Source organism: Rothia nasimurium, from assembly GCF_042660305.1.
Lineage (GTDB): Bacteria > Actinomycetota > Actinomycetes > Actinomycetales > Micrococcaceae > Rothia > Rothia nasimurium.
This window is the reverse complement of the sequence record NZ_JBHSTW010000020.1, coordinates 19,789-31,081: the sequence shown is the minus strand read 5'-3', so window position 1 is coordinate 31,081 and position 11,293 is coordinate 19,789. Positions and strand designations below refer to the sequence as shown.

Below are 11,293 nucleotides of genomic sequence, written 5' to 3'. Positions count from 1 at the left end.
GTTGGGGTTGTATGGGCGGGTGTTTGCGGTGGTGCGGGGGTTGGTGTTTTTGGCTGCGGGTGGGACTTTTGAATAAGCCTCACAGAATATTAATTTTTCTGGAAATAATAACTCTGTGACGCAAAGCGGGGTAATAAATAACTTCGGATCTTCGGAAATATTTTCAGCGGAGCAAGCTAGAAAAATTGAGTCGTTGTTTGAGTCGATGAGCACGCAAGTTAGTGAATTTATCACAGACTTTAATCAGCGAGCTGCCCTCCAAGAAATCGTAACTGACTGCGAGCAACAAATTAAACAGGCTGAAACTCAGGCTGTTGCCGCTGAAAATGCAAACTCATTTTTTGAGCGCATGAAAGAACAGCTCAAACAGGATGGACCAAGTGAAGCTGCCAACATTATCCTTTCACTGATTCGGCAACTACTACAGATGATAGTTAGCTAGAAACTCTGATTATTTCACCACTTGTCTCGGAGCGTAAATACACTACTAACTAGCTATTCAGATGATAGGTGAAGCAGGCTCACAGCGAAGCTGCTGGCTCGGGGCTGGCGTGAATCGCTTGTGAGCGCTAGCGAACCAGCGAGAGGGTCGACAGCGAGCGTGAGCCTGCTTCACCTATAAAGAAGAGTGACCACTAAACTGGGGGGCCATGACCCTTTCCACCTCCCGTGCCCTCTACGAGGCGGCGTCCGCGTCCGCCCTGGCTCTGCCCGCAACCGAGCTCTACCGCTTCACCTCCCGCAGCAACGCCGAAGCCGCCCGCGTAGGCGGCAAGTGGTTCATGGTGCTAGCTGAGAAGGACGGCACCCAGCTGGTCAACCTCAAAGCCCACCCGGCCGACGTTGCAGCTATCATCGAAACCCACCCGGCGGCGCGCCCTGCCTGGCACATGAACAAAACCCACTGGTACAGTCTCGTACCCCACCCAGATGTGGCTGGTGAGCTGCTAGCCGAGCTCATCGCGGAGTCCTATCTCACCGTGGTTGAGTCCCTGCCTGCTCGTAAGCGTCCGCCCGGCTGGCAGGCCGTGGCAGAAAAACTCAAGGTGACAGAATCTCACCAGCCGGAAAACCCACCGGCCTAATCCGCTGCGGCTTGACGACCGCGTTAAAATCAAAGAGTGAGCACAACAGACAACACCCAGAACTCCACTGCACCCGCAGACTTTACCCTGCGCACCATCGACCTGCGTGGCAGCAACCACTCCTACGCCGAGCTGCGCCGTATCGTCCCGCGCCAGACCACAGAGTTCGTGGGCAATGCGCTCACCACCGTGCACGATATCCTCGAGAACGTACAGGACCGCGGCGCTGACTACCTGCGAGAACTCTCCGCCCGTTTCGATGGAGTAGAGCAGGGTGCCCTGCGCGTACCGCAGAGCGCTATCGACCGGGCGGTCGAGAACCTTGACCCGGGCGTCCGCAAGGGCCTAGAAATCGCCATCGAGCGCACCCGTGCTTTTGCCGCCGCCCAGCGCCCCGCCGACCAGACCATCGAAGTTGCCCCCGGGGCCGTCCTCACCAACCGCTGGACCCCCGTGCGCCGCGCCGGCGTGTACGTGCCCGGCGGCCTGGCCGTCTACCCCTCATCGGTCATCATGAACACCGTACCCGCCCAGGCAGCGGGCGTCGGCTCCATCGTGCTCTGCACCCCGCCCCAAAAAGAATTCGACGGCCTGCCCCACCCCACCATCCTGGGTGCAGCCGGGCTGCTGGGCATTACCGAAGTCTGGGCCATCGGCGGCGCCGGTGCCCTGGGCGCTATGGCCTACGGACTGGACGACGCCGGTGAAGTTCTTGAACCCGTCGACACCATCACCGGCCCCGGCAACATCTTTGTTGCCATGGCCAAGCGGGCCCTGCAGGGTGTTGTGGGTGTGGACGGTGAAGCCGGAACCACCGAAATTGCGGTCATCGCCGACGACACCGCCAACCCCGACTATGTTGCGGCGGACCTGATTTCCCAGGCCGAACACGACCCCAACGCCGGGTCCGTCCTGATTACCCACAGCCCAACCCTCGCCGCCGCAGTGCAGGACGCCATCAATCAACGAGCCGCTGCGACCAAGCACAGCGAACGCGTTGCTACTGCCCTGACCGGCCCCCAGTCCGGCGTGGTGCTCACCGATAGCCTCGAAGCCTCAATCGCGGTAGCCGATGCCTACGCAGCAGAGCACCTCGAAATCCATACTGAGAAGGCAGAAGAGGTGGCCGGTCGGGTGCGCAACGCCGGTGCTATCTTCATCGGCCCCTACTCGCCGGTGCCCCTGGGGGATTACGCGGCAGGATCCAACCACGTCCTGCCCACCGGCGGTTCAGCTGCCTATGCATCGGGGCTCAACACCACCGTCTTTATGAAGGCTGTGCAGCTGATTAACTACAGTCAGAGCGCCCTGGCCGAGATCGGCGATGCCATTGTCGCGGTTGCCCACGACGAAGACCTACCCGCCCACGGCGAAGCAATTACCGCCCGTACCCGTGGTAGCCGATAAGGAGGACGCATGAACTGCCCCTACTGCCGCAACTCGACCTCCAAGGTCGTTGATTCTCGCACCACCGAAGACAACTCAGCAATCCGTCGCCGTCGCCGCTGTGAATCCTGCGGGAAGCGCTTTACGACGGTTGAGACCACCGCTGTTTCAGTCATCAAGCGAAGCGGGGTCACTGAGCCTTTCAACCGGGCCAAAATTATTTCTGGTGTGCGCAAAGCCTGCCAGGGGCGTCCGGTCAGCGAAGACGACCTAGCCAAGCTAGCCCAGGAAGTTGAAGAGAATATCCGGGCTAAGGGTATCGCCGAGATTGATGCCCATGAGGTAGGGCTTTCCATTCTGGAACCTCTCTCCAAGCTCGATACCGTGGCCTACCTGCGCTTTGCCAGCGTCTACCAGGCCTTTGAGTCACTTGAAGACTTTGAGCAGGCCATTGCCGCTTTACGTAAGGCCGGGGCCGCTAGGGCAGAAGAATCTGCCCTGTTCTAGGAGTGCGGTGCCAGCTAGATTCTTGCCGCTCTGCTAGCTAGTTCTAGCATCTGTAGATAGGTTTCTCTCCAGTCGCTTATGGCGTTGTAGGCGGCGTCCTCACTCAGAACCCCGGCAGCCGGGGGATGCTGGCCAAAGGCCCCAGAATCTAGGGCGGCGCGGTCTTCATGCCAGGCGGCACTACCGTAGTAGCTAGAGAGCTGCTCCATAGCCTGGCAGGCCCGTTCAAAATCTTCTAAGGCTTGCTCCATAGTTTCTAGGGCAGCCGTTACAGAATTAAGATTTTCTTCCTGCTGGGTAATACGCTGACGATTCATAGGTGCAGGCTTCCTTTCCTATCTAGTTCCAGCCTAGCGAGTACCTGCCAGAGCTGCTGCCCGGCGCTCGTGCTCGCTGGGGTGACCGGCTGCCCAGAGGGCGGCCCCCACAATGCCGGCGTTATTGCGCAGCTGGGCCATGACCATGGGGGTGCGAATCTCATTTTCAAAGTAGGGCATGAACTTCTCGGGGTTCTTCGAGATGCCACCGCCGATGATGAACAGGTCGGGGGAGAAGAGGAACTCCACGTGGGAGAAGTAGCGCTGCAGACGCTTACCGTACTTCTTCCAGGACAGCTCGTGAATTTCACGGGCACGGGCTGATGCACGAGATTCGGCGTTGTGGCCGTCAATCTCAAGGTGACCCAGCTCGGTGTTCGGAATCAGTTGGCCGTTGATGATGAGGGCTGAACCGATACCGGTGCCCAGGGTAATCACGGCGATCAGGCCGTCCTTGTCCTTACCCTGGCCGTAGGTAGCTTCAGCCAGGCCGGCAGCGTCCGCGTCGTTCAGGGCGTAGACAGTACGGCCGCCCAGGGCCTCGCTCATGATGCCCTCAAGGTCAGCACCAATCCAGGACTCGTGCACATTCGCAGCAGAAAGGGTAACACCGTTCTTCACGATGGCGGGGAAGTCGATACCGATAGCCGCATCGGGCAGGGGAGCAAGCTCACGGCCCTGCAGCTCATCAACGATTTCACGAACCACAGATGCGCAGGCCTCGGGGGTGGCAGGCTGCGGGGTGGGGATGCGGAAGCGCTCGCCCACCAGCTGGCCGGTGCGGATATCAACGATACCGCCCTTCATGCCGGTGCCTCCGATATCGATACCGATAACCAGGTCAGCTGCGGTAGGTGCCGGGACCTCGGGGGTGACTGCGTCAGTCATGAGCGCTCCTTTGAGAGTGATGGTGTTTAGGGCAGGGTAAGGATGTCCACGCCGTCGGCGGTGACAACCATGGTGTGTTCAAACTGGGCGGTACGCTTGCGATCGCGGGTGACGACGGTCCAGTCGTCCTCCCACATATCCCATTCGATGGTGCCCAGGGTGAGCATGGGTTCAATGGTGAAAATCATGCCCTCTTCGATGACGGTGTTGTAGGCAGGAGCCGCATCGTAGTGGGGGATAATCAGGCCGGAGTGGAATTCACGGCCCACACCGTGACCGGTAAAGTCACGCACCACGCCGTAACCAAAGCGGGCGGCGTACTTTTCGATGACGCGCCCGATGACGTTGATTTCGCGGCCGGGGCGTACCGCCTTCATGGCGCGGTTCAGGGCCTCTTCGGTGCGCTCAACCAGCAGGCGGGACTCTTCGTCCACATCCCCAACGAGCAGGGTGCGGTTGGTGTCACCGTGCATATCGTGCAGGTAGGCGGTCACGTCGAGGTTGAGAATATCGCCGTCTTCAAGCACGGTGGAGTCGGGGATACCGTGGCAGATGACCTCGTTCAGCGAGGTGCACACGCTCTTGGTGAAGCCGCGGTAGTCAACGGTTGAGGGGTAGGCCCCGTGGTCGCAGATGTATTCGTGCACCAAGACGTCGATGTCGTTGGTGGTGGTGCCGGGAACAGCGATCTTTTCAGCTTCAACAATGGCACCGGCGGCAATTTTGCCGGCCGCCCGCACCTTTTCTACTTCTTCGGGGGTGTAGAAGTTTGAGCCCTGACCCTCGTTGGCTTCGGGCTTGCCCACGTATTCGGGGCGGACGATGTGCGCCGGTACCGGGCGCATGGGGGCTACGACGCCGGGCGTTAGGTTGCCCACGGGGGCTTTACCCGGCTCAGCGGGGAGGTTGTGGCTGTTAGATGATGTCGACATGCCTTCTAGCTTATCCGCTGCGTACCGGCTGGCCCGCCTAGGAGCGTTGCCAAAAGCTGTATCTTTTGCCTAACCGGGCGTAGAGTGGTGTGTGCAACATCAATCAACTACAAAGGAGACCCTGTGTCACTGAACGACTACACCCCCGGCCCCCACGACACCCAGTACTGGTACAACCTGAGCACCGGCCAGGTCGAAGAGGGCCAGCAGTCCAAAATCACCGAGCTCTGGGGCCCCTTCGCTACCCGTGAAGAAGCAGAGCATGCCATGGAGAAGGCGAAGAAGCGCAACGAAGAATGGGACGAGGGCAAGGACGCCTGGTAGAGCTCAGCAGGGCTCAGTAACGCTGACTCCGGTTCACGCTCGCTGCCGACCCTCTCACGGGTTCGCTGGCGCTCACACGTGATTCACGCCAGCCCCGAGCCAGCAGCTTCGCTGCGAACCTGAGCCAGCTCTACTTACTTCACCATTGCTGGTTACTGATCAAACCGGTGTTCCGCTGCCGGATAGGCCCCTGAGCGCACGTCTGCCCGGTAGGCGCTTGCTCCCTCAAAGAGGGTGTCGTAGAGGTTGGCGTACTGCTTGACGAAGCGGGCCATCTTGCCCTGACGTAGGCCGAAGGCGTCCTGCCAGACCAGTACCTGCCCGCTGACGTCCGCCCCGGCCCCGATGCCGATGATGGGGATGCGTACCGAAGCATCAATCTCGGCGGCAACGTCGGAGCGGGTCATTTCCATGAGCAGACAGAAAGCGCCGGCTTCTTCAAGAGCGAGGGCGGTTTCTTTGAGCACCTGCCCGCCGTCGCGACCCTGTACCCGGTAGCCGCCCAGAGCGTGCTCGGACTGGGGCGTGAAGCCGATATGAGCCATGACAGGGATCCCCGCTGCAACCATGGCGCGCACATGCTCCGTGTGGTGGGCAGTGGCTTCCATTTTGACCGCGTGAGCCCCGCCTTCTTTCATGAAGCGTACAGCGGTTGCTACAGCTTGGGCGGGAGACTGTTCATAGGAGCCAAAGGGTAGGTCAGCTACAACCATAGCGCGCTGGGCAGCGCTTGAAACAGCCTTGACCAGGGGAAGCATCTCATCAACGGTGATAGTCAGGGTGGACTCGTGCCCCAGCACGTTGTTCCCCGCAGAGTCACCAATCAGCAGCAGCTCGATGCCGGCCCGGTCAAAAATAGTGGCGGTGAGAGCGTCATAGCTGGTGAGCATGGCGAACCTTTCCCCGGCGTCCTTGGCCTGTTGTAGGTGCACGGTGCGCACTTTTTTGACGGAAAGGACTCTTGCCTCGGCCTCCTGGGCAGGGGCAGCGGGGGCGGGGGTTGAGGAACCGTAAGGTGCTGTTTCTTCGTTGACCATATTCTTAACTCTAGTGCCCTATAGCTACCCTGCAACCGGCGAGCCCCCGCTTTATCTCACTCGGTGAAAGAAATGTTTAAAACTCGTTACTCTTACCTGCTTTGGGAGCGTGCCAGCTGGGCAGGTGGGGCTCTTCCGTTCTAGAGTTGAGTTTAAGGATTCGTCTGCCCGCCCACCGGGGTGCGGGCGCCACCTTTAGACATGAACGGATAGGTCACATGGATCGTCAGCAAGAATTCGTTTTGCGCACTATCGAAGAACGCAACGTGCGTTTCGTTCGCCTCTGGTTTACCGATGTGGTGGGCCAGCTCAAGTCGGTTGCTATCGCACCTGCTGAGGTAGAAAGTGCCTTCGACGAGGGCATTGGTTTTGACGGTTCATCGATTGAAGGTCTGTCCCGCGTCTACGAGTCAGATATGCTGCTGCAGCCTGATCCCTCCACCTTCCAGGTGCTGCCCTGGCGCGGGGATGAAGAGCCGACCTCCCGCATGTTCTGCGATATTCTCACCCCCGACGGGGAGCCCAGCGCCTCAGATACCCGCGGTGTGCTCAAGAACGTGCTGTCTAAGGCAGCGGGTATGGGCTTTACCTGCTACACCTCACCCGAGATTGAGTTTTATCTGCTCAAGTCAAAGGAACTGGGCCCCAGCGGCTTCCCCGAACCGGTTGACTCCGAAAGCTACTTCGACCACACTCCCGGCGGCGTGGTGCAGGACTTCCGCCGCAAGGCAGTGACCACCCTGGAAGAAATCGGCATCTCGGTGGAGTTCTCCCACCACGAGACCGGCCCCGGCCAGAACGAAATCGACCTGCGCCACGCTGATGCCCTGCAGACCGCCGATAACATCATGAGCTTCCGCACCGTGATCAAGGAAGTCGCCCTCTCCCAGGGTATCTACGCCACCTTCATGCCCAAGCCCTTCACCGAGCACGCAGGCTCCGGTATGCACACCCACTTTTCCCTCTTCGAGGGCGACACCAACGTCTTCTTTGAGGCAGGGGCTGAGTACCAGCTCTCCCGCACCGCCAAGCACTTTATTGCCGGCGTCCTGCGCCACGCTCCCGAGTTCACCTCGGTCACCAACCAGTTCGTCAACTCCTACAAGCGCCTGTGGGGCGGCGGCGAGGCCCCCTCCTACGTCTCCTGGGGTCACAACAACCGCTCCGCCCTGGTGCGCGTTCCCCTCTACAAGCCCAACAAGATGCAGTCAGCCCGCATGGAGTACCGCGGCATCGACTCAGCTGCCAACCCCTACCTGGCCTACGCCGTCATCCTGGCAGCTGGCCTCAAGGGCATCGAAAACGAGTACGAGCTGCCCAGCGCCGCCGTCACCGAAGACATCTCAGCGATGACCAGCGCAGAACGCCGCGCCATGGGCTACCACGCCCTGCCGTCCTCTCTCCACGACGCCATCCACCGTACCGAAGAATCAGAGTTCATGGCCGAAACCCTCGGCGAGCAGGTCTTTGAGCAGTTCCTGCGCAACAAGCGCCGCGACTGGAACGCCTTCCGCGCCGAAGTAACCCCCTACGAACTCAAGAACAATCTCGGTATCCTCTAGTGCCCGTATGCAGGCGCAACACCACAGGCGGTGTTGCGCCTGCTGTAATTAATACCCAAGGAGACAGCGGTGACCCAGACCCCGCAGAACGAAACCCCCGAAGAAGCCGCCCGCCGCGCCGAAGAAGAACGCAAGGCCCAGGTGCGTCTGCTGAGCGAGATGGCATCGCTGGGGTTCTACGATGCGGCTAAAAGCGCCCGCTGGCTCAACTCCCGGGAGCTCGAAGGTTTAGACCGCGCCAAACTGTTTGAGGGTCTGCGCCTAGCCCCTTCTCCCGATATCGCCCTGCCTGCCCTGGTCAGACTCATTGAACGCGCCCCCAAGGTGGCGCAGCTAGCTGCGCGGGGAGCGGACGCCGAGGCCCTCTACCGCTTACTGGGCGGCTCCGAGGCGCTGGGGGAGTTCCTGGTTCGCTACCCCGAGCACGCAGACCTGCTAGAGATTGACCCTAGGGCTTTTGACGGCCAAGATTTTCCCGTCTCGCTGCTGCCCGAGACCGACGAAGAATACCTCACCCCTATCGCTCCGCTCGATACCGTCTATCGCCGCGACCTGCTAACGGCTGTGGGAGCCGATCCGGCTGCGTCCGCCCCGGTCGCCCAGCTCACCGGCAAAGAAGCCTACACCGCCCTGCGCGTTGCCTACCGCCGTCACCTGACAGAACTGGCGATCTACGACCTCACCAGTTTCGCACCGGTACAGTTCATGCCCACCGTTGGCCGTCTTCTGGCAGACCTGGCCGCAGCCGCCCTCGAAGGGGCCCTGGCAATTGCCCGCGCCGAAGTAGCCCAGAACCGCAGCGAACAGATCGTAGCCGCTGTAGAACTCGCCATCATCGGCATGGGAAAATGCGGTGCCCGCGAACTCAACTACATATCAGATGTCGATGTGGTCTACGCTGTCGCCCACAAGCCCCTGGCGGACCTGCCCGAAGACTTTGCCCCCCTCGACGAAAATACCCTGACCCAGATCGGTACCGAGCTGGTCATGGCCCTCTCCAAGGCCATCATGGCCCCGGCCCCCGAACCCGCCCTCTGGGAGGTCGACGCCAACCTGCGCCCCGAAGGTAAGGACGGCGCCCTGGTACGCACCGTGGAGTCCTACACCACCTACTACAAGCGGTGGGCCGAAAACTGGGAATTCCAGGCCCTGCTCAAAGCCCGCCCCATCGCAGGTACCCCCGAACTGGGCGTCCGCTGGGCACGCGCCATGCGCCCCTTCATCTGGGAATCTGCCGCCCGCGATTCCTTTGTAGAGTCAGTGCAGGCCATGCGCCAACGCGTCACCGACAACATCCCCGCCGCCGACGTCGACCGACAAATCAAGCTCGGCCCCGGAGGCTTGCGCGACGTAGAATTCACCGTTCAGCTTCTGCAGCTCGTGCACGGCCGCACCGATGAAAGCGTCCGCACCCAGAGCACCACCGACTCCATCGCGGCCCTCGCAAAAGCCAGCTATATCGGCCGCAAGGACGCCCACGACTTCGCAGATAACTACGCGACCCTGCGTGTGATGGAGCACCGCATCCAGCTGCTCTACATGCGCCGTACCCACCTGATGCCGGTCAAAGAAAACGACCGGCGCTCGCTAGCGCGCGCCATGAACTCCCCCCTGGCCCCCACCCAGCTGACCGAGCCAGAGATGCTCAAACAGTGGGCCGGTATCAAACGCGCCGTGAAATCCCTGCACGAGCGCCTCTTCTTCCGTCCGCTGCTAGCCGCCGTAGCCCACCTCTCCAAAGACGAAGTGGCCCTCACCCCGCAGGCAGCGCAAGACCGCCTGGCAGCCCTGGGCTACAAGGACCCCCGCCGCGCCATGGGCCACATCGAAGCCCTCACCAAGGGCCTCCGCCGCTCAGCCGAAATCCAGCGCACCCTCATGCCCGTGCTTCTCGGCTGGTTCGCCAAGGGCGTGGACCCGGACGCCGGCCTGCTCGGCTTCCGCCGCATCAGCGAGTCCCTGGGCGGCACCCCCTGGTACCTGCGAATGCTCCGCGACTCACCGGCCGCCGCAGAGCGCCTCTGCACCCTGCTGGCGTCCTCCCGCTTCATCACCGACCTGCTCGAAGATACCCCCGAACCTATCGCCTGGCTCGACCGCACCGAAGACCTCAAACCCCGCGCCACCGACGTCATCATCGGCGAACTGCGCTCCCAGCTCACCCGCCACACCGACTCAGCCGAAGCGATCCGCGCCGTCCGCATGATGCGCCGCCGCGAAATTCTCCGCCTCGCCATGGGCGAAGCGCTCGGCATCAACAGCAACGCAGAAGTAGCTCACGGCCTATCCGACATCGACCGGGGCGCCATCCAGTCGGCTCTTGCCATCGCCGAACGAGAAACCTACATTGATGGCCGCACCCCGCTCACCGACGTAGCGGTCATCGCCATGGGCCGCCAGGGCGGGGCCGAAATCGGCTACGGCTCAGACTCCGACCTCATGTACGTGCACATACCGCGCGACGGGGCCGACGAAAAAGCCGCCCAAACCGAAGCCACCGACCTGATCAACCGCATGGTCGCCCTGCTCAAACAACCCACCACCCCGCCGATCCGCGCCGAAAAAGTGCTCGAAATCGACGCTGACCTGCGCCCCGAAGGTAAGGCAGGCGCCATGGTGCGCTCGCTGGAATCCTTCCGCGAATACTACGAGCGATGGGCCGACACCTGGGAGTTCCAGGCCCTGCTGCGGGCCCGCCCCTTCGCGGGGTCCGAATACGTAGGGGCAGCTTTTATCGAGCTCATCGACCCCTACCGGTACCCCACCACCTTCCCCGCTGAGAAGGTCACCGAAATCCGCCGTATGAAAGCCCGGGTCGAAACCGAACGTATGCCCCGCGGCGCCGATAAGACCCGCCAGCTCAAACTGGGCAGAGGCGGGCTGACGGACGTCGAGTGGCTGGTCCAGCTCCTACAGCTGCAGCACGCCCACCGGGTCGAGGGCATGCGCACCACCTCCACCCTCAAGGCCCTGGACGCCGCCGTGCAGGCAGGGCTGGTCGATGAACGGGACGCAAACCTGCTCTCATCAGCCTGGAAACTGGCCTCCAAGATACGCGGCCTGAACGTGCTCCGTACCGGCCGCGCCTCGGACACCTTGACGACCACCCGCTCAGACCTTGAAGCTATCGCCCGCTGGTGCGGCTATGCCCCCCACTCAGCGCGCGTCCTCGAAGATGACTACCTGCGCATCACCCGCCAGGCCCGGGCCGTCTACGAAAAGCTGTTTTACCCGGGGTAGAGATTAGCCGTTTAC

General features: G+C 61.5%; 11 protein-coding genes. 7 read left to right on the top strand and 4 right to left on the bottom strand.

Annotated elements, in window-relative coordinates; translation table 11 throughout:
- Positions 1-115 precede the first annotated feature (115 nt).
- From ACFP6B_RS09585 to nrdR, 4 genes are all read left to right on the top strand, one after another.
- The gene (locus tag ACFP6B_RS09585) at positions 116-442 is read left to right on the top strand and encodes a hypothetical protein (protein ID WP_377129555.1); all 327 of its coding nucleotides are present in this window, start codon (positions 116-118) and stop codon (positions 440-442) included.
- 208 nt (positions 443-650) lie between these two features.
- Positions 651-1,085: an MmcQ/YjbR family DNA-binding protein gene (locus ACFP6B_RS09580; protein ID WP_377129553.1), complete on the top strand. Its 435-nt coding sequence runs from the start codon at positions 651-653 to the stop codon at positions 1,083-1,085.
- A 36-nt stretch (positions 1,086-1,121) separates the two neighbouring features.
- Positions 1,122-2,492: a histidinol dehydrogenase gene (hisD, locus tag ACFP6B_RS09575; RefSeq protein WP_377129551.1), complete on the top strand. Its 1,371-nt coding sequence runs from the start codon at positions 1,122-1,124 to the stop codon at positions 2,490-2,492.
- Between the two features lie 9 nt (positions 2,493-2,501).
- Positions 2,502-2,978: a transcriptional regulator NrdR gene (gene nrdR, locus ACFP6B_RS09570; protein WP_377129549.1), complete on the top strand. Its 477-nt coding sequence runs from the start codon at positions 2,502-2,504 to the stop codon at positions 2,976-2,978.
- A 14-nt stretch (positions 2,979-2,992) separates the two neighbouring features.
- Here the strand turns inward: nrdR and ACFP6B_RS09565 are convergent, their stop codons facing one another.
- Genes ACFP6B_RS09565 through map form a run of 3 tightly spaced genes read right to left on the bottom strand, consistent with a single transcriptional unit; the run spans position 2,993 to position 5,115 of the window.
- A complete protein-coding gene (locus ACFP6B_RS09565) occupies positions 2,993-3,295 on the bottom strand; it encodes a DUF4298 domain-containing protein (protein WP_377129547.1) in 303 nt (100 codons plus the stop codon).
- Positions 3,296-3,328: 33 nt separating this feature from the next.
- Positions 3,329-4,183, bottom strand: coding sequence for a polyphosphate--glucose phosphotransferase (ppgK, locus tag ACFP6B_RS09560; RefSeq protein WP_377129545.1), 855 nt, complete (start codon positions 4,181-4,183; stop codon positions 3,329-3,331).
- 26 nt (positions 4,184-4,209) lie between these two features.
- The gene (gene map, locus ACFP6B_RS09555) at positions 4,210-5,115 is read right to left on the bottom strand and encodes a type I methionyl aminopeptidase (protein WP_237195367.1); all 906 of its coding nucleotides are present in this window, start codon (positions 5,113-5,115) and stop codon (positions 4,210-4,212) included.
- 123 nt (positions 5,116-5,238) lie between these two features.
- Here map and ACFP6B_RS09550 point away from each other — a divergent pair, with 123 nt between their 5' ends.
- Positions 5,239-5,439 (top strand): SPOR domain-containing protein, encoded by a 201-nt coding sequence (locus ACFP6B_RS09550; protein WP_237195370.1) that lies wholly within the window; start codon positions 5,239-5,241, stop codon positions 5,437-5,439.
- Between the two features lie 152 nt (positions 5,440-5,591).
- Here ACFP6B_RS09550 and panB read toward each other — a convergent pair whose 3' ends face one another.
- Positions 5,592-6,476, bottom strand: a complete 885-nt coding sequence (gene panB / locus ACFP6B_RS09545) for a 3-methyl-2-oxobutanoate hydroxymethyltransferase (protein ID WP_377129542.1) — start codon at positions 6,474-6,476, stop codon at positions 5,592-5,594.
- 218 nt (positions 6,477-6,694) lie between these two features.
- On the opposite strand from panB, the gene glnA reads away from it, so the two are divergent.
- Together glnA and ACFP6B_RS09535 are read left to right on the top strand one after the other, a co-directional pair.
- Entirely contained in the window at positions 6,695-8,038 is a 1,344-nt protein-coding gene (glnA, locus tag ACFP6B_RS09540) for a type I glutamate--ammonia ligase (protein ID WP_377129540.1), read from the top strand.
- Between the two features lie 69 nt (positions 8,039-8,107).
- The gene (locus ACFP6B_RS09535; RefSeq protein ID WP_377129538.1) at positions 8,108-11,278 is read left to right on the top strand and encodes a bifunctional [glutamine synthetase] adenylyltransferase/[glutamine synthetase]-adenylyl-L-tyrosine phosphorylase; all 3,171 of its coding nucleotides are present in this window, start codon (positions 8,108-8,110) and stop codon (positions 11,276-11,278) included.
- Positions 11,279-11,293: the final 15 nt, after the last annotated feature.